Genomic DNA, 21,421 nt, shown 5'->3' on the forward strand with positions numbered 1-21,421 from the left:
TGAGGAGGACATCAAAGATGAAAAACATGCTAGTGGCACAGTCAGGAGGACCGTCGGCGGCGATCAATGCAACCATCACCGGCGTGATCGACGCAGGACTTGCGAGCAGCCGGGTAGAACATGTATACGGTGCGCTGAATGGGATCAAAGGAGTATTAAACGAAAATTTTGTAATGCTGGATGACATATGCAGAAGCCCCGAGACAAGGGATCTGCTGGCCGTGACACCTGCAGCAGCGCTGGGGTCCTGCCGCTGGAAACTGAAAAATCCGGAAGAAGACAAGAGAGAGTTTGAGGAGATCATCCGGATCCTGAGAAAAAATAATATCGGATATTTTATTTATACCGGCGGAAACGATTCTATGGATACTGTCTATAAGCTTTCCGTATACTGCCGGGAACACGGAGTGGATGATATCAAGATCATGGGAGCTCCGAAGACCATCGACAACGATCTCGGAGAGACAGACCATTGTCCGGGATTTGGCTCTGCGGCCAAATTTATTGCCACCGCTTTTACAGAGATTGCGTGCGACTGTTATGTCTATGATATTCCGTCCGTGACGGTTGTGGAAGTCATGGGACGGAATGCGGGATGGCTGACGGCCAGTGCGGCCCTTGCAAGAAATGAAGCGAGACATGTGCCCCAGCTGATCTACCTGTGTGAGAGAGCATTTGATACGGAGCGTTTTGTGGAGGATGTAAAGGAAGCGCTGGAGCGGGAGAATAACATTATCATCGCGGTCAGCGAAGGATTAAAGGACGCCCGGGGAAATTACGTTGGAGAAGAAATGAAGTCCGGGAAAGAAGATGCTTTCGGACATAAATACCTGTCGGGCATTGGAAAATACCTGGAACAGGTGATCACGGACAAGATCAGCTGCAAGGTCCGCTCTGTGGAACTCAATATTCTTCAGCGCTGCGCCGGATATATGCTGAGTGAAACCGACATCATCGAATCCAGAAATCTGGGGGCCTTTGCCGCTGTCAGCGCCATCCGGGGTGAGAGCGGTAAGATGTCCGCTTTAAAACGGATGCCGGGAGATAACTATCAGGTTGAGATCGTACTGGCTGATCTGTCCAAGATTGCAAATGTTGAAAAGACAGTGCCTCTTGAGTGGATCACAGAAAACGGACATGATATCACGCAGGAGATGGTGGACTATTTAAGGCCTTTGATTCAGGGGGAAGTGCGGATTCCGTATAAAGACGGGGTTCCGGAACATTTTATTCTTTAAATCATTCAAATAAAAAAGAGGAACTTTTCTGTACCAATCCGGAAAAGTTCCTCTTTACGTTTCTGTTATTTATGGTTTTTCATAATATATTGGTTTAGCTCGGCTCCGATGAACAGGATCATCATACAGAAATACAGCCAGAACAGGGTAAGCAGAATACCGGTAAGACCCCCGTACATAATGCTGAAAAATTTAAAGTTATCAAAATAGATAGAAAACAGTGAGGACAAAATGATCCATCCCGCAGAGCTGAATATCACTCCCGGCATCACTTGTCTGGCTTTAAAATGTTCGCTTGGAAGAAAACGGTACATGATAAAAAATACCAGAAAAAATATAAAAAATGCAATGCCGAAACGGATCAGCAAAAATATAATATGCTGGTTGGACAGAAACGGGTAAAACTGATACAGCTGGTTCAGCAGTGTGTTTCCGAATAAGAGCACAATGATTCCGATCAGGACCGCTACCGCGATAAACGCAATATACATAGTGGAGATAAACCGGAGTACAAAATAATTCCGTTTTTCCGGGATCTCGTGGATCGTGTTCAGTCCGGTCATCATGGAAAGGATTCCTTTTGATGCGGACCACAGCAGGGTGATGATCGTGAATGACATGTAGGTTGTCGTGATTTTTCCATATAAGGAGTTGATGACGGCAACCAGACTGACGCTGTACTGTTCCGGCAGATAGTAGTTCACAAGGCCGATCAGGTCTTTCGGCGTCACGGGAACAAAGCGCATCAGGCTCAGCACAACGATCAGGAACGGGAAAAAAGAAAGCACCGTAAAGAATGCTGCCTGAGCAGAAAAGGCAGTGATATGATCCTTCTGAGCTTTCGCGATCACCGAATTCAGAAGGGCGATTAACTTTAACATATAAATACCTCTCAGATCATATTGATATAGCAAAATTTTGTTTTATACAAATAGTTTATATATTCTATCATAAGCATTTGAAATACTCAAGAAAAAGCTGGATACCACAGGAATACCGGGACAGCAGGAGAGAAAGATTTGTTTTCTCATAGAATAAATCTTAAAAATTTATAAACAAATTATAAAGAAAGTGGTTGACATAGAGGGTACACTTTGATAAAATTGGAAATAAGTTAAGGGAATAAGAAAGAAGGATTGTTACTGGTAATGCAGGCTAAACCAACTTATGGGATTTATACAGATAGATTTCGATAGGTGTGGTTTATTTTTTTTCTTAACTTAATATTTTACAATACGGAGTGGAACTGTGCAAATTACAAGAATTATAAATAATAATATTGTAATTTCAGAAGATAACAGCCATCGTGAAGTGGTACTAATGGGAAGAGGACTGGGCTTTCAGAGACATCCCGGAGATGTGATCGACTCAGATAAAGTCGAGAAGACTTACATAATGAAAGACCATGGAATGACACATCGCTTTCAGCAGATGGTAGCAGACATCCCCATTGAACGATTGGAAATATGTAATGAAATTATTCAATATGCAAAAGACACTTTGCAAAAGAATATCAATGACAATATTTATATTTCTCTCACAGACCATATTAATTTTGCCATTGAACGGGTAGAGATGGGTGTTCCCTTCCAGAATCCATTTTTATGGGAAATCAAAAAGTTCTACTATCAGGAATATCTGATCGGGCAGGCCGCCATCCGCATGATTGAGCGGAAGTTAAAGGTTACTCTGCCGCAGGATGAAGCGGCGTTTATCGCACTGCATATTGTCAATGCAGAACTGGATCTGGATATGACAGAGATGGTTTCCATGACCAAGCTCACACAGCATATCTTAAAGATCGTAGACGAGTGTTTTCCTGACCAGATGGATAAAGAATCTGTTTTTTACGAAAGATTTATCACACATTTGAAGTTTTTTGCACAGAGAATCTTTACAGGCAATGAAGTGGAGAGTGACGACACAGAGTTCCAGGAGATTATCCGGAACAAGTATCAGGAATGTCTGGACTGTGTGGAAAAGATCAGAATTTATATAAAAAATACGTGCAATCATGATATAACGGATGAGGAGATGATGTATCTCACCGTTCATATCAAAAGAGTGATTACAAGATAAAAGTTCATATTGATTTAGAATAAGGATTGTTACTGGTAATGCAGGCTAAACCTGATTCAAACCGAAGGATTTTTGAATCCATATGTTTCGCAATATATGCTGAGGTGTGTGGATTGAAAAGATCCGGTGTTTGAGTCGGGTTTTTTTATTTCTTTCGTGTTTTACGGAAATCACCCCCAGCGGGGGATTTTATAAATAGGGACCTGAGTTCTTGGTTAATATAAAAGAATAAAGATTCCGAAGGATAACTAGAAAAGGAGGAATGTTTAAATGGTAGGAATTATTCTTGCTACGCATGGCGGATTCGCAGATGGTATTATGCAGTCCGGGTCCATGATCTTCGGTGACCAGCCCGATGTGGCAGCTGTTACACTGCAGCCGAGCGAAGGGCCAAATGACATCAGAAAGAAGATGGAAGACGCAATCGCTTCTTTTGAAAGTCAGGACGAAGTATTATTCTTAGTCGATCTTTGGGGAGGAACTCCATTCAATCAGGCAAACGGACTTGTATCAGAGCATGAGGACAAATGGGCGATTGTAGCCGGCTTAAATTTGCCGATGCTGATCGATGCCTACGGCTCACGCATGACGATGGAGACAGCTCACGAAGTTGCAGTCCAGATCGCAGGAAGCGGAAAAGAAGGGGTGCGCATCTATCCGGAGTCTCTGGAACCGAAGGAGGAGCCGGCAGCCGGACAGCAGGCAGAAGCACAGCCTCAGGGAGCGATCCCGGAAGGAACCGTATTAGGGGACGGACACATCAAATTTGTGCTTGCCCGCATTGATTCCCGTCTGCTTCACGGACAGGTGGCAACTGCATGGACAAAGACAACACAGCCGAACAGGATTATCGTCGTATCCGATTCAGTGGCTCATGACGATCTGCGTAAAAAACTGATTCAGGAGGCTGCGCCTCCGGGAGTACGCGCAAATGTTGTTCCTGTGGACAAAATGATTGAGGTCTCAAAAGACCCGCGCTTTGGAAACACAAAAGCACTGCTGCTTTTTGAGACACCTCAGGATGCTCTGCGTGCCATCGAAGGCGGAGTGGACATCAAGGAGCTCAACATCGGCTCCATGGCTCATTCTGTCGGAAAAGTAGCCGTGAGCAAAGTTGTATCTCTCGGAAAAGAAGACCTCAAGACGTTTGCAAAATTAAAGGAACATGGAATCGGCTTTGATGTCCGCAAGGTGCCGAGCGATTCCAAAGAAAACATGGATGAGATCATTAAAAAAGCAGAAGCCGAGTTATCTTAGGCTTCACACATTCAGAAAATAGAGGAGGAATTATAATGTCAGCAATTTCAATCGTATTAGTTATTATAGTTGCCTTTCTAGCTGGTATGGAAGGAGTTCTGGATGAATTTCAGTTCCATCAGCCGCTGGTTGCGTGTACATTAATTGGACTTGTGACCGGTCAGTTAGAAGCAGGTATTATTTTGGGCGGTACATTACAGATGATCGCTTTGGGATGGGCAAACATCGGTGCCGCTGTTGCACCGGATGCCGCGTTAGCTTCTGTAGCTTCCGCTATCATCTTAGTCCTTGGAGGACAGGGCACCGCTGGTGTCAGCACTGCCATCGCAGTTGCGATTCCTTTGGCAGTTGCAGGTTTATTCTTAACAATGGTTGTACGTACACTTTCTGTGGCATGTGTTCACCGTATGGACGCAGCTGCTGAAAAAGCAAATTTCAAAGGTGTTGAAATTTGGCACATCATCGCGATTGCTATGCAGGGACTCCGTATTGCAATTCCGGCAGGAGCGCTTCTGTTCATTCCTGCGACAACCGTGCAGAATTTCCTTACATCTATGCCGGCATGGCTGACAGATGGTATGGCAATCGGCGGTGGAATGGTTGTAGCCGTTGGTTATGCGATGGTTATCAACATGATGGCAACAAAAGAAGTTTGGCCGTTCTTTGCAATCGGTTTCTGTGTTGCTGCACTTTCAGATCTGACATTGATCGCATTGGGAGCTATCGGTGTATCTCTGGCATTGATTTACCTTACACTGTCTGAGAGCGGCGGTTCTTCTAACGGCGGAGGAAGCAATACAGGTGATCCGCTCGGCGATATTCTGAATAATTATTAATTGAAGGAGGTATGAAAAATGGCAGAAAAAATTACATTAAGTAAGAAGGAACGATTGTCCGTTGCATTGCGCTCTACCTTCCTTCAGGGTTCTTGGAACTATGAACGTATGCAGAATGGTGGCTGGGCATTTTCAATTATCCCGGCAATCAAAAAGTTGTATAAGACAGAAGAAGAACGCTCAGCGGCGTTAAAACGTCACTTGGAATTCTTTAACACGCATCCGTATGTTGCTTCTCCGGTTATCGGTGTTACACTGGCGCTGGAAGAAGAACGTGCAAACGGAGCAGAGGTCGATGACGCAGCGATCCAGGGTGTTAAAGTCGGTATGATGGGGCCTCTGGCCGGTGTCGGAGATCCGGTATTCTGGTTCACCGTTCGTCCGATCCTTGGAGCTCTCGGAGCATCTCTTGCGATGACAGGAAACATCATGGGACCAATCTTATTCTTCGTACTGTGGAATGTGATCCGTTGGGGATTCATGTGGTACACACAGGAATTCGGATACAAAGCCGGCGCAAAGATCACAGAGGACCTTTCCGGAGGACTGCTGCAGAAAGTCACGAAGGGTGCGTCCATTCTCGGTATGTTTATCCTCGGCTCGCTGGTTCAGCGGTGGGTATCCATCAGTTTCCAGCCCGTTGTATCAAAGGTATCTCTGAGTGACGGAGCCTACATTGACTGGGGAAAACTTCCTGAGGGAGCAAAGGGAATCCAGCAGGCATTTGAGCAGTATGCATCAGGCCTGTCACTGACCCCGACCAAGATCACAACTTTACAGAACAACCTGGATTCTTTGATTCCTGGATTAGTTCCATTATTATTAACATTATTCTGTATGTGGCTGCTGAAAAAGAATGTTTCACCAATCATTATTATCATCGCATTATTCTTAGTTGGTATTGGCGGACACCTTATCGGATTGTTATAAGCTAATGAAAAAAGTTCGGAGCAATCCGAACTTTTTTTATTCTTTGAGGAGCCTGAGAAATAAAGCAGGTCTGCCTGCTTTGTTTACTGAACCATATCGTGATATAATGTTTTAGATACTGTTTAAGAATAAATTAGAAATGGAGAGTTGTTATGGCTCAGTCAATAAACACAAAAGTAGATTTGGTAATCAGCGGAACTTCTTATCACGGCCTGAACAGTTATGGAAAGATCATGATCGGCGATAAAGGATTTGAATTTTACAATGACCGGAATGTAAATGATTATATTCAGATTCCATGGAAAGAAGTTGATTACGTGATTGCCTCAGTCATGTTTAAGGGAAAACACATTCCGCGCTATGCGATCCAGACAAAAGAAAACGGAACTTATTCTTTTGCCTCAAAAGAGCCGAAGAAAGTACTGCGTGCGGTCAGCAGGTATGTTGCACCTGACCATATGGTCCGCTCTTTAAGCTTTTTTGGAGTGATCAAAAAGAAGTTAAAAGCCAAGTTTAACAAATAAGTCTTAGGAGGGATAAGATTATGGGACATATTCTAAAAATTAAACCGGTGTTTAAAGAGATGATCTGGGGCGGACATAAACTCAGAGATGTGTACGGATACGATATCCCCAGCGATCACACGGGAGAATGCTGGGCAATCTCTGCCCATAAAAACGGGGACTGTACCATTGAAAACAGTGAATTTGCGGGAAAGACCTTATCCTGGCTGTTTGAAAATCACAGAGAATTGTTCGGCAATATCGAAGGAAATGAATTCCCGCTGCTGGTGAAGATCATCGACGCAAAAGATGACTTGTCAGTTCAGGTACATCCGAATGACGAATATGCAAAGGACCACGAGGACTCTCTGGGAAAAACGGAATGCTGGTATGTGCTCCAGGCAGACGAGGGTACGAAGATGGTCATGGGTCATCATGCCAAGACCAAAGAGGAATTTGTGAAAGCGATCGAAGAAGATGATTATGAGAACCTTTTAAATTCCTTTGAGATTCAGGAGGGAGATTTCTTCTACATTCCATCAGGAACTCTGCATGCTATCTGCAGCGGGTCACTGATCTACGAGGCTCAGCAGTCTTCCGACATTACCTACCGTGTTTATGATTATCACCGGAAAGATAAGGATGGAAATGAAAGACAGCTGCACGTACAGCAGTCCATTGATGTTACCAATGTACCTGCGCAGATCAGCGGCAATAAATCTTTCGATGAGATTTTGCTGGAAAACGGAACAAAAGTACGATATGTGGAAAGTGATTTCTTTAAAGTAGACTGTTACCGAATAAACGGAAAAAATACGGTAGAAAACTGTGTGCCGTTCCAAATGGTGAGTGTGATTGAAGGAAAAGGAACCATTGGAGGGAATGATGTCATAAAAGGTGATCATTTTCTTATTTGTTCAGATCAAAAAGAAACGATATTCGATGGAACGATGGATGTTATGATAGCAGCTCTGTAAATGGCTTAAGCTGCAGGTAAGTTCAGATATGTCTTTGATATGAGGTTTTTAGGAGGGAGAATATGAAAGACAAGTTATTCGGTGTTTTGCAGCGTGTGGGACGTTCCTTCATGCTTCCGATCGCAATTCTGCCTGTGGCCGGGCTGCTGCTGGGGATCGGACAATCTCTGACAAATGAAACCATGCTGAGCGCCTATGGACTGCTTGGAGTCATGGGGCCGGATACGATTCCGTATGCGGTCCTGAAAGTATGCGGTGACTGTGGGAATGCCGTTTTCGGAAACTTACCGCTGATTTTTGCCATTGGTGTTGCGGTTGGGATGGCAAGGGCTGAAAAGGAGGTTGCGGCACTGGCCGGTGCTATTGCATTTTTTATTATGCATACGGCGATATCGGCTATGATCTCGATCAACGGCGGAGCGGCAGCCATGCGTGAGGGTGCAACGACTTCTGTTCTGGGGATCACCTCTCTTCAGATGGGAGTTTTCGGAGGAATTATTGTGGGTCTTGGCGTAGCGGCGCTGCATAACAAATTTTATAAGATCAGGCTTCCGGAAGCCTTGTCTTTTTTTGGCGGAACAAGATTTGTGCCGGTAATCAGTACGGTTGTATTCGTATTTGTCGGGATCATTATGTATTTTATCTGGCCGCCGATCCAGGATGTCATGTATGCGGCAGGGGGACTTGTGAGTGCATCGGGTTATTTCGGCACCTTTATCTATGGCGTTATGGAGCGTGCGCTCATTCCGTTTGGACTGCACCATGTATTTTATCTGCCCTTCTGGCAGACTTCTCTTGGAGGAACGATGGAAATCGGAGGAAGGATGATCGACGGTGCTCAAAATATCTTCTTCGCACAGCTGGCCGATCCGGGGACAACCCATTTTGCGGTTTCCGCCACAAGATTTATGACAGGTAAGTTTCCTCTGATGATCTTTGGCCTGCCTGGAGCTGCATTTGCTATGTACAGGTGTGCGGAACCGGAAAAGAGGAAAGCCGTGGGCGGCCTTCTGATATCCGCAGCCCTCACATCTATGCTGACAGGGATTACGGAGCCTTTGGAATTTACTTTTTTATTTGTGGCACCTGGACTGTATGTGATTCACTGCGTGTTTGCAGGAGCGGCTTATATGCTGATGCATATCCTGAATGTCTGTGTCGGCCTGACATTTTCGGGCGGCATTATTGATATGTTCTTGTTTGGAGTTCTGCAGGGACAGGCAAAAACAAACTGGCTGATGTTTATTCCGGTAGGCCTCATATATTTCACTGTATACTACTTTATGTTCAGTTTTTTGATCAGGAAGCTGGATTTAAAAACCCCTGGACGTGAAAAGGAAGACAAGGAAATAAAACTATACACTAGAGCCGACATGGCTGCAGAACATCAGAAAGAAGGAGAAGAAACCGACGGTTCTGATCTATCAGCGCTCATTGCCGCGGGGCTGGGAGGGAAGGAAAACATCAAAGACGTGGACTGCTGTGTGACACGGCTAAGATGTACCATTGCCGACCCTTCAAAAGTGAATGACAGGATGCTGCAAAAAAGCGGATCACGGGGCATTGTAAAAAAAGGAGACGGGGTTCAGATTATCTATGGGCCGATGGTCACTGTTATAAAATCAAATCTGGAAGATTATCTGGCCAGCAGCTTGTCGGACAGGGCAGCAGAAGCACCGAGAGCCCCTGTGGCAGAAGAGATGCCGGAGGTGGCAGCGGAAACTGTCTGTATGCCGGTCAATGGAGAAGCAGTAGAACTGGATGAAGTGGAAGATGAGGTCTTTGCAGAAGGGATGCTCGGACAGGGGTTTGCCGTAAGACCTTCTGACGGAAATGTGATTTCACCTGTGGACGGTACAGTCACTACGGTATTTAACACGAAGCACGCTATATGCATCACGTCTGGGGGCGGGGCTGAGGTCCTGGTTCATATGGGAATTGATACAGTCAAACTTGCCGGGAAATATTATCATGTGAAGGTGGAGTCAGGCATGAAAGTGAGAAAAGGGGACCGGATCGCTGAGTTTGATCTTGAAAAGATCAAGCAGGAGGGCTTTTTTGTCACAACACCTGTGGTGGTGAGCAATAGTGAAGAGTATACAAGCATTACCATAGAGAACACCGGGGAATTGGACGCCGGAACAAAAGTGCTTACATTAAAAAAATAGGAATAAGTGAAAAAGATCTTCCAACGGATGGCCGCAAGAAGATCTTTTGTCTGGATCGTTCTTTATCACAAAGTCATCAAGTGCCATAAATATATAATATATTGAGGGAGATATGGATCATGGATCCTGCAAAAGCTGGATCATTATATTCGTTGCTGTATTTACGGTATTGATCTCAGACTCTACTGAACGGGATGCGATGTGGGCAGTTTGGATAAAGTGATCCATCTTGATCAGCTCATCGACCCACGGTTCCCTATGGGGAGGTTCTGTGGTGAAGACGTCGGATGCACAGGCGTAGATCTCCTTGTTTTTTAAAGCTTTGTAAAGAGCGTATTCGTTTACAATTCCGCCCCGGGCTGCATTTATTAAGACAGCCGTGTCCTTCATCATTTTAAACTCTTTGGTTGAGATCATGTCTTTTGTATTTTCAGTAAGCGGCACGTGGATGGATATAAAATCACATTCTTTCAGGATATGATTCACAGATGTTTGCTTTGCGTTGTATTCAGCCAGTACATCTTGGGCAGCATCAAACATATCATAGATCAGAACTTCCATTCCGATCCCGTTTGCTATTCTCGCGACATGTTTTCCGATATTACCAAACCCGATAATACCAATTTTCTTATGAAAGAGTTCCAGTCCTGTTGGTTTGTCCCAGCCGTGACTTTTGACATTCATAGCATTGCTCACAATATGCCTTGCCGCTGCAAACATCATTCCGATGGTGAGTTCGGCGACTGCATTGGAATTCGTTCCAATGCAGCGGCCGACTTTAATCCCTAGTTCTTCACAGACAGAAAGATCAATATTATCGGTCCCAACCCCGAATTTCACAATGGCTTTTAGGTGCCTGCATTTCCGGAGGAGCTCTTCATTCAGTTCGTCAACGCCCGCGATGATCCCGGACGCCCGCTTTGCTTTTTCTGCAAACACGTCTTTTGGAAGTGGTCTGCCTGTATGATTGACGTCCATTTCATAGCCAAGTACTTCTAAACGTTTTCCTGCTTTACTGCCGTATTTTGCGTATCCTCTCGGTGTTACTAGAATCGTTTTCATATGCTCATCCTTTTCTTACGTCTGTTACAATATCACGCAGCTTTTTTGCGTTTGCCGCAATTTCCTCTGTGGAACCTTTGGTAAGTAATCCGCCCAGGCCAACGCAGTCAGCTCCGCTGTCAAACCACTCTGCAAGGTTGTCGAAGTCAACTCCGCCTGATGCCATGACCGGCACCTGGGGGCATGGGACTTTTACCACTTTAGCTAAGCTGGGGCCGTAGTAATTGGAGATTGGAAATGCCTTTATAAAGGATGCGCCTGCCTTTAATGCCGTCAACATTTCCGTATAAGAAGTACATCCCGGTGCATATGGAATCTGGTATAAGTTGCAAATTTGCGCGACACCGTCGTCATAACAAGGGGCAATGATAAATTGTGCCCCGCTCATAATTGCAAGGCGGGCCGTTGTTCCGTCCAGGACGGTGCCTGCGCCGACCAGAAGATCCTCCTTATATTTCTTTTTTAAAGCAGAGATCACTTCTCCGGCGTTGTTGTTGGTATAGCTGATTTCAAGAACATTGACTCCGCCATCCAGGCATCCCTGAGCGATCTCATAACCACGTTCCACAGTATCCACCCGGACGATTGCCATTAAGCCGGTTTTTTTGATTCCTAAAATAATTTCTTCCTTTTTCATTTTTATCTCTTCTTTCTTTTATAAGTTATAAGTCTCTGGATGTAATAAATTTCATTTTGTCTAATTTAGCCTTTTTGAAACTATCTTCAAGATGCGTACCGCCTGTGTAGTTATCAATAAAATAACCCTCGACCAAGACAGGATGAACGTATACCTCTGCCTTCTTTTCTTTCATAAGCTGGGGATTCCTGCTCTTGCGGTTTTTATCAAAGGTGGCCACACTGCTGGAATAGTCTGTATGACGAAGGTGCAGCTGATTCATTTTTTTCTTCCACTGGGTGCCGTAGAAATGCCGCCATTTACTCCCGTTAAAAAAACTGTTTCCAATGTAACGGACAGATTCAAATTTGTATTTTTTTAACAAGGGTATCAATCCGTAAAGAACCGGAATATCATAAAATGCACAGTGGTGGGAGTCTATATTCATTAGAGAAAAACCTCCGCTTAAATACTTTTGGATCTGTGCTTCTATTTCCTCTGCGATGACATCTGCGTACATTGGTGTAACCCGGTGCAGAAAATCGGGGTGATAATCAAACAGATCTGATCTGGCATATTGTTTCAGCTTTTTAATCCCGGAGGTTAACGGTGTCCCGTCGAACAGATTGATATGTAAGCCGACCTTGTGCTTAAAGTTATTTTTTTCTGCCAGGGACACTGCCTCATCAAAATAATTCGTGTTGGTCACGACAGAAGCCTGGGAGCAAAAACCTTCATTGAAGGCTTTTGCGATTCCCAGATTCGCTTCATGGGTCAATCCAAAATCGTCAGCATTTAGTATAATTTTCATGGTTTATCCTCTAAAAGAATCCGATCAGTGTTCCCACTGTGCCAATTAGGATCAGCACCAGCAATATGATGTTTACATTGACTTTTTTTCTCAACATAAATACAGTTAATAGAGTGATTCCCAACGGCAGTATACCTTTTAAGATACTGTCAAATACCGCAGTCTGCACGTCCAGTGTACCTGTGCTTAAATTTAACTTTAATCCGCAGGACACAGTTACATAAGATGCCACCAGTCCTCCCAGTACAGTTGCCCCGACGATGGTTGCTTTTTCGGTTACTTTGTTTAATAAACCGCTTCCGATGATCTTTCCGATTCCTTCGCGTCCCATATAGTAACCTTTGGTATAGGATAAGTAACCAAGACCGAATAACACAACACCAATGATCAATAAGTAGATGATCGGTCCTAAGAAGTTGCCGGCCTTTGCCATACCAAGGATAATACCCAATGCTATGGGGGATAACGTTCCCTGCCAGATTGTGTCGCCGATACCTGCCAGAGGTCCCATCAAACCTGTTTTGATGCTTGAGATCATTTCTTCGTCTACATCTTCACCGTTTGCTTTTTGCTCTTCTAAGGCAAGAGTAATCCCTAAGATACAGCCTCCTACATTCGGTTCTGTATTAAAGAACTCCATGTGTCGTTTGCATGCGTCTTTTAATTCCTGTGTCTCTTTTCCGTATAATTTTTCCAGACTCGGCGCCAGAGTATGCAGCACCCCGGAAGCCTGCATTCGTTCATAGTTGTAGGTTGAATGGCTGAAGAATGTCCAGATCAGATAGGACTTAATGATATCTTTTTTACTTAATCTCTTTTTTTCTATGGTTTCCATGTTGATTCCTCCCTAACTTAAAGCTGAACTTTCGCTGTTCTGTAAAAGTGCTATAATCACTGCTAAAATACCGATGACCACCAGTGGCAGGTTGATATAAATAGATAAAATAAAACCTAACAGCAGATATAAGTATGCTTTTGCCCCAGCGTTAGATAAGATGGCTTTAAAATTCATTGCAATACCAAGGGCAGGAAGAATTGTCCCGATCGTAGTCAATACATCAATCACTGGTGTCCCTTTTAATGCCTGCAGCATACTTGTAATAACACCTGACCCGCTATATACGGCAATTGCTACCGGAATGGTATAAATGATACACTTAAAAATCTGGGAAGGAACGATGTTATAGAAAATAATTTTCTTTACATCTCCTGTCTCCGCAATTTTATCGGTTCTATGGACAATGAAAATATCCCCTGTCATATAAATCATCCATAACAAGTTGCCCAGCAAGGAAATCGGTACTGCAAGTGTCACTGCGACTCCTGTGGACGCATTTGAAATGATTGCCAGTGCTGTTCCGACAGTTCCCGCCAGGCCCTCATCCATGGTCTGGGCGCCGCCTGCCGTAATCTGTGCAAGATAGGTTACATTGATCGCCGCACCGACCATACAGCCTTTGACAGGATCGCCTAAGATAAGACCAACCAGGATTCCGGATATTAAAGGCCTTCTCAGCGCCCAGCTCATGTTAACAGTAAGCCATGGTGTCCCATTTGCTCCCAAATAGTAGACCAGGCCAATCAAAACTGCCTGTAAAATTGAAATATGCATGTTTCTCCCTCCGCTTAAAGTATTTTATTTATCTCTACAGTTTCCATATTTGGCACGACCTGAATATACACATGTATATGTTGTGCTGACAATTGCTTCAACATATCTCTCTCTTTATCACTTGCTGAAATATTTTTATATAATTTTTTTCGTTCTTGAGTAGAACCCATTCCGCCTAAATTGATTTCTTTTACTTGGACACCTTTTTCAAGCAAATCCAGAAAAACTTTGGGTCCCTTTGCTAAAAGAATGATGTTTTTATCCTTATCTTTTATCTTTTCTAAATACTCTGCGGCGTCGTCAATGGTCATTGCCTGAGCGTTTAGGTGCTTTGGTACTGCACCTGTAATGACTGCACTTAAAAATGGATCCTTTGCGACTTTGTCGTCTACAATCACAATTTCATTCCCTCCCACATGCTGGACCCATGCTGTCATGACTTGGCCGTGAATCAAACGGTCATCAATCCGTGATAATACTATTTTGCTCATAATGTCCCTCCTCTCTCCATATTTAATGATAATTTGGCAATTCCCTGTTTTCCGGTCTCAACAAGATAATCTGCCAGCTCATCCAATTTCATATCGTTTCTTTTCAAAGCTGCTTCCACCAGCATAGATAGATTAATTCCCGACACACAGATAACATGTTTATCCCTGTTATGATGAATCGCCTGGGCTGCGGCATTGTATGGGCTGGCTCCTAATAAGTCTGTCATGAATAAGATATCGTGATCTGTGTCCGCGGCAAAAGAATCGACCCTTTTGATAAAAGTATCAATACTGTCCTCATGCCGCAATCCAAGAAACCATATATTTTCCTGCTTCCCTATCATAAGTTCCAATGCATCGATCATACCTTCTGCAAGTCCCCCGTGTGTCGCCACTATAATGTCTGTCATCTACATCCTCCTTTATCCGTTAATATGGTAATTCGTTCTGTATGCGCTTACATCACTTGGGCATATCCTAACCCACAATCTTTATATACGCAAATTTTTTATATACACACTTAATTTACACTCTATTTGAGTTTTTTACTGTGGATTTTGCGTAAATTTTAAGTTTCGTGTATGATAAGTGTATATTAATTACATCTGATTCAATTTGTGTGTGTTATAGAAACACCGTAATCAGCACCAAATATACGCAGGAGATATGGCCATGTCTACGAACAAAGAGAAGATTTTATCCTATTTAAAAGAAGAAACCTTGCAAAGCATCAATCATCATAATTTTACCTTTGAAAAATGCAATGCGCTTATTCTGTCGATGGATTTATATATTGACAGGACAAACGTGTCACGTATCCTAAATGATCTGCACAAAGAAGGAAAATTAATCAAGAAGGCAGGACGCCCCACCACTTTTATTTCAAGAGAGATCATCCGGAACTCTTTTCCTTTTGCATCCATCCCTGATACATTGAATAAAAATGAAACTATTTCAGACTTCATCCGATATGACGTACCTACAAAAGAACAGACCATCGTCCAGTCATTTTCTATGGTCGGAAGTCAGCAAAATGGGTCCTTATATGAAGCTGTAACCAGAATCCTGCCTGTGTTTTATCTCCCCAAATATTTCTTTAAGATCTTTTTTATGCAGGGGGAAGCTGGGACGGGGAAGAAGTTTTTCTTAGAAGAAATGTTAAACCGTGCAAAAATGTTGGGATTGGCTTCCCGGGAATCATCGGTTTATTATATCGAATTCAGCGATATCTACGTCAATCTAAGAAAGACCATAGAGATGATGGAAAAGGATCATAATATTTTTATCCTGGCAATCGAGTTTGTTCAAAAAAACGTAGACGCTGAAGTCTTAAGCGGTTTTGTACATTCTCTTGAAATTCAATATAAAAATAAAAAAGACGCGCCGATGATTGCCTTTATCGGGGCATCAGAATTACAGTCAGACCTGCTTCATTCCATCAGTCCTGTCATCCTGAACTTTCCTTCCGCAAAAGACCGGCCGCAATCAGAATTGATTTCGATTCTATTGAGTATGATCCAAAAAGAGAGCAACCGTTTAGATAAAACAATGTTTGTATCTTCCCAGTTCATTCAGCTGGTTTTACATAAGTGCAGCAATCTGCATCAATTAGAAAATGAGATTTTATATACAATTTCAAGGATTCTCTATACATCAAGTACTGCAGGTAAAAACAATGAACTTATGTTAGATGCATCGGTTTTGCTTGATAGTGAAAGGGATGAAATTATAAAATCCATTCCAGAACTAAAGGCAGAGATCCCTGACAAGATACAAATCAGACCAAACGGAGAAATTGATTTTGATAAATTGTTTCTTAACTCCAATGAGCTTTTGGCTGAAACAAAAAATATAGTTTCAGATTATTTTACAAAGCAGCTGCTGATCTGTTCCAGGGTGACTGCCGCTGTATCTGAGAACAGTTATTCCGGCGATAGGCTTATTTCAGGGATCACAAAGGCATTCAATAAAAGTGTATTCTGCCAGGACCCATTTTTAAAAGAAAAAGTGGAACATATGATTCTGTCTGTATTCCGGAAAGATAAAAGTCTGGATATTGTGAAGGAAACCCCTTCTATGGACATTCAAACACCACAGATGAAAGCACTGTTAAACAATCTGATTCAATTAGCACAGACAAACCACTGCAAACTGTCAAAAACCCAAGAAAAAATGATCCAATCTATACTGGCATATGCCCACTTAATCATGAGTGATATCCATATTCCTGTGATTATTACCTCAAAATATCATTTGTTGGCAAGCAATTACGCAAATCTCTTCAATTTATTCTTTGACCGGAGAATCATTCATACCTTTCCTGCTGTTTTATCCGGAAAAAGAAATGAGACACGAACGAACCTTGAGAATTTATATGAATTTGCGGTCAGTATTAATCGGGGACAGGGGGTCCTGATCTTATCAGACGCGGATATGAAACAAACCATTACCAATTACTTTTTTCCTAAGACGAAGGTATTGTCTTATAATGTCCAGTTTCATTCCTTTATTCTGGTGAAAGAGATTTTAAAGCTGTCTGTGAAGAAAAATGCCAGTATTATTTCCATCATCCCAAACCTGTTAATAAGCCAGAATGATGAGATGAAGATATTAAAAGACAACCAGTTAAAGAGTTATACTTTAAGATCCGCAGATAAACATCTCTTGTTTGCGTCCAAGCTTACCCCCGGAATCAATACGTTTACAACGAATGAACTATTTTTTCGTGCTCTGAGAGCAATTGCAAAGAAGCTTGATATCAAGTTAAATAACAGCCTGATCTTTGAATTCCTTTTTCATGCAAACTGTATCTTATTTCAGAAGAAACATAATTTTGATTTTTCTAAAAATGTCATGGATCACATGGATATTGATTATGCTGTCTTAGAGGTCATCCAGGAGAAAATACAGGAGCTGTCCTCGCCTGATTTTCATGTATCTGCATTTACCATGAAGGATTATCAGATTCTGTATGAGGCTGTTTTCCACAGTGCGCTGCAGAGCTTATGGGAGAGATAAAGAATCGGTTTTCCGTCTTGACATTCCGCTTTTGTGTGATAAAATAAGGAATGATAAAGACAGAGAAGGTGCACAGTAAGGAAGTCTTTCCCGAATTTCACACCGGAGTCGTATCCCTGAAAGAACAGTAGGGGATAACGTTATCTGCACGTTACGCAGGAGACTAAGAGCCAGGTCGTTTTTTCCTGGAATTAGGGTGGTACCGCGAGATGATTCCCGTCCCTTATATATTTTATATAAGGGATGGGATTTTTTTCATTCTATTAGATCAGATTATAAAACAAGGAGAAGTGATTATGAAGGAGAAACTTGAGGCGATTAAAAAAGAAGCCTTGGAGAAGATCAACACAGCAGATGCCATGGACACTCTGAATGATATCAGGATAGCGGTTCTGGGCAAAAAGGGAGAACTTACCCAGGTATTAAAAGGCATGAAGAATGTTGCCAAAGAAGAACGTCCGATGGTCGGACAGATGGTCAATGACACGAGGGCAGCCGTAGAACAGGCATTGGAAAAGGAGATGGCTCTTCTTAAGAAAAAGATTATGGAAGAAAAGCTCAAAACAGAAGTTATTGATGTGACGCTTCCGGGGAAAGTCCATGAGAAAGGACACCGCCATCCGAACCAGATTGCTCTTGAAGACTTGGAACGGGTATTCATCGGAATGGGTTATGAAGTCGTGGAAGGACCGGAGGTAGAATACGATAAGTATAATTTCGAGATGCTCAATATCCCGGAAAACCATCCGGCAAAAGATGAGCAGGATACCTTCTTTATTTCAAAGGATATTCTTCTGCGCACCCAGACTTCACCGGTACAGGCACGGGTCATGGAGACCGGTCAGATGCCGATCCGTATGATTGCTCCGGGACGGGTGTTCCGCTCTGACGAGGTGGATGCCACCCATTCACCGTCATTCCACCAGGTCGAAGGTCTGGTCGTGGACAAGGGAATCACCTTTGCGGACTTAAAGGGAACCCTTCAGCAGTTTGCCACAGAGTTTTTCGGACCGGAGACAAAGGTGAAATTCCGTCCCCATCACTTCCCATTCACAGAGCCGAGTGCGGAAGTGGACATCACTTGCTTTAAGTGCGGAGGGAAAGGATGCCGTATGTGCAAGGGCAGCGGATGGATCGAGATTCTCGGATGTGGTATGGTGCACCCGAATGTTCTGCGGGCTTGCGGGATCGACCCGGAAGTTTATTCAGGATTTGCATTCGGAATCGGTCTGGAACGTGTGGCGCTCCTGAAGTATGAGATTGACGATATGCGCCTGCTGTATGAAAACGATAAGAGATTTTTGAGCCAGTTTTAACTTTCGGGCGGCAAAGGCAAGTGAATATATTTAGATTTTGAAGGAGAATAGAGAATGAATACACCAATTTCTTGGATCAGGGCATATGTGCCGGATCTTGACTGTACGATACAGGAATATGTAGACAAGATGACACTTTCCGGGTCCAATGTGGAATGCTATGAAGAATTAGATAAAAATCTGGAAAAGATCGTAGTGGGAAAAATTCTTTCCATAGAGAAGCATCCGGATGCCGACAAACTGATCATTTGTCAGGTGGATGTGGGGACGGAAAATGTCCAGATCGTCACCGGAGCAAAGAATGTTTCTGAGGGTGATTTGGTACCGGTCGTTTTAGCAGGGGGGAAAGTGGCCGGCGGCCATGACGGAAGCCCAAACCCGGAAGAGGGAATTAAAATCAAAAAAGGAAAGCTTCGGGGAGTGCCATCCTTTGGCATGATGTGTTCCGTGGAAGAGCTGGGAACAAGCAGAGATATGTATCCCGAAGCACCGGAAGAGGGAATTTATATCTTCCAGAAAGATGTAAAACCGGGAGACGATGCGGTGGAAGCCATGGGACTCCGCGACCAGGTGGTGGAATTTGAGATTACCTCAAACCGTGTGGACTGTTTCAGTATGATCGGTATGGCCAGAGAAGCTGCGGCGACCTTTCGGAAGGAATTTCATCCGCCGGTCGTTACAAAGACAGGCAATGGCGAAGACGTCAATGATTTTATCAAAGTAACCGTAGAGGACACCGATCTTTGTCCGCGTTATACGGCAAGGGTTGTGAAAAATATCAAACTGGCACCGTCGCCGGAATGGATGCAGAGAAGACTTGCAGCTATGGGAATCCGTCCGATTAACAATCTGGTAGATATCACCAACTATGTGATGGAAGAATACGGACAGCCGATGCACGCCTATGATTTGGATACCATAGCTGGAAATGAGATCATCGTGCGGAGGGCAAAGGACGGAGACAAATTTACGACTCTTGACGGTGAAGAACGGAATTTAGACAGTGATGTCCTCATGATCTGTGATGGTGAAAAAGAGGTTGGACTCGCCGGTATCATGGGCGGAGAAAATTCCATGGTCACAGATGATATTAAAACACTTTTATTTGAAGCTGCATGTTTTAACGGAACAAACATCCGTCTGTCCTCAAAGAGGATCGGACTTCGGACTGACGCTTCCAGCAAGTTTGAAAAAGGGCTGGACCCGGAAAATGCCATGGCGGCTATGGACCGTGCATGCCAGCTGATCGAGGAACTGGGAGCAGGAGAAGTGATCGGAGGGGCAGTGGATGTCTATCCGGAACCAAAACAGCCGGTTTGTCTTCCTTTGGAAGTGGATAAGATCAATGCTTTGCTCGGAACGAATATTTCTATGGAAGAGATGATCGAATATTTCAGGCGTATTGATGTGGAATATGATATGAATTCCAACCAATTACGGATTCCTTCTTTCCGGCAGGATTTGAACTGTATGGCGGATCTGGCAGAGGAAGTGGCAAGATTCTACGGATACGACAACATTCCGGTCACTCTGCCGAGAGGAGAAGCGACTGCGGGGAAAAAGCCGTTTAAGATCCGTGTGGAGGATATTGCGAGAGAGTCTGCTGAGCAGAATGGATTCAGCGGAGGAATGTGCTACTCTTTTGAGAGCCCGAAAGTGTTTGATATGCTGCTGATTCCGGAAGGCGCAAAAGAGCGGGAAGCAATTAAAATTTCCAATCCGCTGGGTGAAGATTTCAGTATCATGAGAACTGTTTCACTGAACGGCATGATGACGTCTCTGGCCAATAATTACAGCCACAGAAATCAGAATGTTCGTCTTTACGAGTTCGGAAATATTTATATTCCAAAGGCTCTTCCCCTCACGGAACTTCCGGAGGAGCGGATGCAGCTGACTCTGGGAATGTACGGAGACGGCGATTTCTTTACGCTTAAGGGAGTGCTGGAAGATATTTTGAAAGATCTCGGACTCGGCGGAGCGTCCGAATATATTCCGACCAGGGAGCATCCTTTCATGCATCCGGGCCGTCAGGCAGATGTGCTGATCAGAGGACAAAAGGCCGCATATATCGGACAGATGCATCCACAGGCCGCAGAAAACTACGGAATGAAAGGGGAAGTCTATGTGGCCGTCATAGATATGCCGGTTCTTACGGAACAGGCGACCTTTGACCGCAAATATACCGGGGTGGCAAAATTCCCTGCGATGAAGAGGGATCTCAGTATGGTGGTGAAAAAGGAGATCTTCGTTGGACAGATCGAAAAAATCTTCAGAGACAAGGGAGGAAAACTGCTGGAAGGCTTTGAACTGTTCGATGTGTATGAGGGCGACCAGATCGAAAAAGGATATAAGTCTGTGGCATATTCCCTGACCTTCCGTGCTCAGGACAGGACACTGGAGGAAGCAGAGGTTAATAAGATCGTTGATAAGATTTTAGAAGAATTAAAGACATTAGGCATTGAACTGAGGGCATAAGCGGGAAATAAGAGGAAATAATAAGAAGGGTA

General features: G+C 43.7%; 19 protein-coding genes and 1 other annotated feature. Of the genes, 11 read left to right on the forward strand and 8 right to left on the reverse strand.

Annotated features, from left to right (window positions below):
• The first annotated feature begins 17 nt into the window (after positions 1-17).
• Positions 18-1,238 (forward strand): 6-phosphofructokinase, encoded by a 1,221-nt coding sequence (locus ANCC_RS06390; RefSeq protein WP_006568876.1) that lies wholly within the window; start codon positions 18-20, stop codon positions 1,236-1,238.
• A gap of 65 nt (positions 1,239-1,303) precedes the next feature.
• Here ANCC_RS06390 and ANCC_RS06395 read toward each other — a convergent pair whose 3' ends face one another.
• Complete coding sequence (locus ANCC_RS06395; RefSeq protein WP_006568877.1) at positions 1,304-2,119, reverse strand: YihY/virulence factor BrkB family protein; 816 nt, start codon at positions 2,117-2,119, stop codon at positions 1,304-1,306.
• Between the two features lie 367 nt (positions 2,120-2,486).
• On the opposite strand from ANCC_RS06395, the gene licT reads away from it, so the two are divergent.
• The 7 genes from licT to ANCC_RS06430 all read left to right on the forward strand — a co-directional run bounded on the left by licT (position 2,487) and on the right by ANCC_RS06430 (position 9,988).
• Positions 2,487-3,317: a BglG family transcription antiterminator LicT gene (gene licT, locus ANCC_RS06400; protein ID WP_006568878.1), complete on the forward strand. Its 831-nt coding sequence runs from the start codon at positions 2,487-2,489 to the stop codon at positions 3,315-3,317.
• A gap of 270 nt (positions 3,318-3,587) precedes the next feature.
• Positions 3,588-4,574, forward strand: a complete 987-nt coding sequence (locus ANCC_RS06405; protein ID WP_006568879.1) for a PTS sugar transporter subunit IIB — start codon at positions 3,588-3,590, stop codon at positions 4,572-4,574.
• 35 nt (positions 4,575-4,609) lie between these two features.
• Positions 4,610-5,410, forward strand: coding sequence for a PTS mannose/fructose/sorbose transporter subunit IIC (locus ANCC_RS06410; RefSeq protein ID WP_006568880.1), 801 nt, complete (start codon positions 4,610-4,612; stop codon positions 5,408-5,410).
• 18 nt (positions 5,411-5,428) lie between these two features.
• Positions 5,429-6,340: a PTS system mannose/fructose/sorbose family transporter subunit IID gene (locus tag ANCC_RS06415; protein WP_006568881.1), complete on the forward strand. Its 912-nt coding sequence runs from the start codon at positions 5,429-5,431 to the stop codon at positions 6,338-6,340.
• 152 nt (positions 6,341-6,492) lie between these two features.
• The gene (locus ANCC_RS06420) at positions 6,493-6,864 is read left to right on the forward strand and encodes a DUF956 family protein (protein WP_006568882.1); all 372 of its coding nucleotides are present in this window, start codon (positions 6,493-6,495) and stop codon (positions 6,862-6,864) included.
• 20 nt (positions 6,865-6,884) lie between these two features.
• Positions 6,885-7,820: a type I phosphomannose isomerase catalytic subunit gene (locus tag ANCC_RS06425; protein ID WP_006568883.1), complete on the forward strand. Its 936-nt coding sequence runs from the start codon at positions 6,885-6,887 to the stop codon at positions 7,818-7,820.
• A gap of 62 nt (positions 7,821-7,882) precedes the next feature.
• Positions 7,883-9,988 (forward strand): PTS sugar transporter subunit IIABC, encoded by a 2,106-nt coding sequence (locus tag ANCC_RS06430; protein ID WP_006568884.1) that lies wholly within the window; start codon positions 7,883-7,885, stop codon positions 9,986-9,988.
• A gap of 117 nt (positions 9,989-10,105) precedes the next feature.
• Here ANCC_RS06430 and ANCC_RS06435 read toward each other — a convergent pair whose 3' ends face one another.
• The 7 genes from ANCC_RS06435 to ANCC_RS06465 are packed head-to-tail and all read right to left on the reverse strand — an operon-like array spanning position 10,106 to position 14,990.
• Complete coding sequence (locus ANCC_RS06435) at positions 10,106-11,050, reverse strand: phosphoglycerate dehydrogenase (protein ID WP_006568885.1); 945 nt, start codon at positions 11,048-11,050, stop codon at positions 10,106-10,108.
• 4 nt (positions 11,051-11,054) lie between these two features.
• Positions 11,055-11,687 carry a beta/alpha barrel domain-containing protein gene (locus ANCC_RS06440; protein WP_006568886.1) on the reverse strand — a complete coding sequence of 211 codons (633 nt, stop codon included), beginning with the start codon at positions 11,685-11,687 and terminating at the stop codon, positions 11,055-11,057.
• A 25-nt stretch (positions 11,688-11,712) separates the two neighbouring features.
• On the reverse strand, positions 11,713-12,477 hold the full coding sequence (locus ANCC_RS06445; protein WP_006568887.1) for a ChbG/HpnK family deacetylase: 765 nt from the start codon (positions 12,475-12,477) through the stop codon (positions 11,713-11,715).
• Positions 12,478-12,487: 10 nt separating this feature from the next.
• Entirely contained in the window at positions 12,488-13,312 is an 825-nt protein-coding gene (locus ANCC_RS06450; RefSeq protein ID WP_006568888.1) for a PTS system mannose/fructose/sorbose family transporter subunit IID, read from the reverse strand.
• A gap of 12 nt (positions 13,313-13,324) precedes the next feature.
• Complete coding sequence (locus tag ANCC_RS06455; RefSeq protein WP_006568889.1) at positions 13,325-14,089, reverse strand: PTS mannose/fructose/sorbose/N-acetylgalactosamine transporter subunit IIC; 765 nt, start codon at positions 14,087-14,089, stop codon at positions 13,325-13,327.
• 14 nt (positions 14,090-14,103) lie between these two features.
• Entirely contained in the window at positions 14,104-14,580 is a 477-nt protein-coding gene (locus ANCC_RS06460; protein WP_006568890.1) for a PTS sugar transporter subunit IIB, read from the reverse strand.
• Entirely contained in the window at positions 14,577-14,990 is a 414-nt protein-coding gene (locus ANCC_RS06465; protein WP_006568891.1) for a PTS sugar transporter subunit IIA, read from the reverse strand. Before ANCC_RS06465 ends, ANCC_RS06460 begins: the two co-directional genes overlap by 4 nt.
• Positions 14,991-15,252: 262 nt before the next feature.
• On the opposite strand from ANCC_RS06465, the gene ANCC_RS06470 reads away from it, so the two are divergent.
• The 3 genes from ANCC_RS06470 (at position 15,253) to pheT (ending at position 21,389) form a co-directional block, all read left to right on the forward strand.
• Complete coding sequence (locus tag ANCC_RS06470; protein ID WP_233458251.1) at positions 15,253-17,598, forward strand: transcriptional regulator; 2,346 nt, start codon at positions 15,253-15,255, stop codon at positions 17,596-17,598.
• Positions 17,599-17,651: 53 nt separating this feature from the next.
• Positions 17,652-17,825: a binding site (T-box leader), on the forward strand.
• A gap of 69 nt (positions 17,826-17,894) precedes the next feature.
• Positions 17,895-18,914, forward strand: coding sequence for a phenylalanine--tRNA ligase subunit alpha (gene pheS, locus ANCC_RS06475; RefSeq protein WP_009288732.1), 1,020 nt, complete (start codon positions 17,895-17,897; stop codon positions 18,912-18,914).
• Positions 18,915-18,968: 54 nt separating this feature from the next.
• Entirely contained in the window at positions 18,969-21,389 is a 2,421-nt protein-coding gene (pheT, locus tag ANCC_RS06480; protein WP_006568895.1) for a phenylalanine--tRNA ligase subunit beta, read from the forward strand.
• The last annotated feature ends 32 nt before the right edge of the window (positions 21,390-21,421 follow it).

Source organism: Anaerostipes caccae L1-92 (genome assembly GCF_014467075.1).
GTDB lineage: Bacteria > Bacillota > Clostridia > Lachnospirales > Lachnospiraceae > Anaerostipes > Anaerostipes caccae.

Bases quoted from the DNA above. Each gene is read 5' to 3' on its own strand.
- ANCC_RS06390 (WP_006568876.1), top strand. From the start codon at position 18: ATGAAAAACATGCTAGTGGCACAGTCAGGAGGACCGTCGGCGGCGATC.
- ANCC_RS06395 (WP_006568877.1), bottom strand. From the start codon at position 2,119: ATGTTAAAGTTAATCGCCCTTCTGAATTCGGTGATCGCGAAAGCTCAG.
- ANCC_RS06405 (WP_006568879.1), top strand. From the start codon at position 3,588: ATGGTAGGAATTATTCTTGCTACGCATGGCGGATTCGCAGATGGTATT.
- ANCC_RS06410 (WP_006568880.1), top strand. From the start codon at position 4,610: ATGTCAGCAATTTCAATCGTATTAGTTATTATAGTTGCCTTTCTAGCT.
- ANCC_RS06415 (WP_006568881.1), top strand. From the start codon at position 5,429: ATGGCAGAAAAAATTACATTAAGTAAGAAGGAACGATTGTCCGTTGCA.
- ANCC_RS06420 (WP_006568882.1), top strand. From the start codon at position 6,493: ATGGCTCAGTCAATAAACACAAAAGTAGATTTGGTAATCAGCGGAACT.
- ANCC_RS06425 (WP_006568883.1), top strand. From the start codon at position 6,885: ATGGGACATATTCTAAAAATTAAACCGGTGTTTAAAGAGATGATCTGG.
- ANCC_RS06430 (WP_006568884.1), top strand. From the start codon at position 7,883: ATGAAAGACAAGTTATTCGGTGTTTTGCAGCGTGTGGGACGTTCCTTC.
- ANCC_RS06435 (WP_006568885.1), bottom strand. From the start codon at position 11,050: ATGAAAACGATTCTAGTAACACCGAGAGGATACGCAAAATACGGCAGT.
- ANCC_RS06440 (WP_006568886.1), bottom strand. From the start codon at position 11,687: ATGAAAAAGGAAGAAATTATTTTAGGAATCAAAAAAACCGGCTTAATG.
- ANCC_RS06445 (WP_006568887.1), bottom strand. From the start codon at position 12,477: ATGAAAATTATACTAAATGCTGACGATTTTGGATTGACCCATGAAGCG.
- ANCC_RS06450 (WP_006568888.1), bottom strand. From the start codon at position 13,312: ATGGAAACCATAGAAAAAAAGAGATTAAGTAAAAAAGATATCATTAAG.
- ANCC_RS06455 (WP_006568889.1), bottom strand. From the start codon at position 14,089: ATGCATATTTCAATTTTACAGGCAGTTTTGATTGGCCTGGTCTACTAT.
- ANCC_RS06460 (WP_006568890.1), bottom strand. From the start codon at position 14,580: ATGAGCAAAATAGTATTATCACGGATTGATGACCGTTTGATTCACGGC.
- ANCC_RS06465 (WP_006568891.1), bottom strand. From the start codon at position 14,990: ATGACAGACATTATAGTGGCGACACACGGGGGACTTGCAGAAGGTATG.
- ANCC_RS06470 (WP_233458251.1), top strand. From the start codon at position 15,253: ATGTCTACGAACAAAGAGAAGATTTTATCCTATTTAAAAGAAGAAACC.
- pheS (WP_009288732.1), top strand. From the start codon at position 17,895: ATGAAGGAGAAACTTGAGGCGATTAAAAAAGAAGCCTTGGAGAAGATC.
- pheT (WP_006568895.1), top strand. From the start codon at position 18,969: ATGAATACACCAATTTCTTGGATCAGGGCATATGTGCCGGATCTTGAC.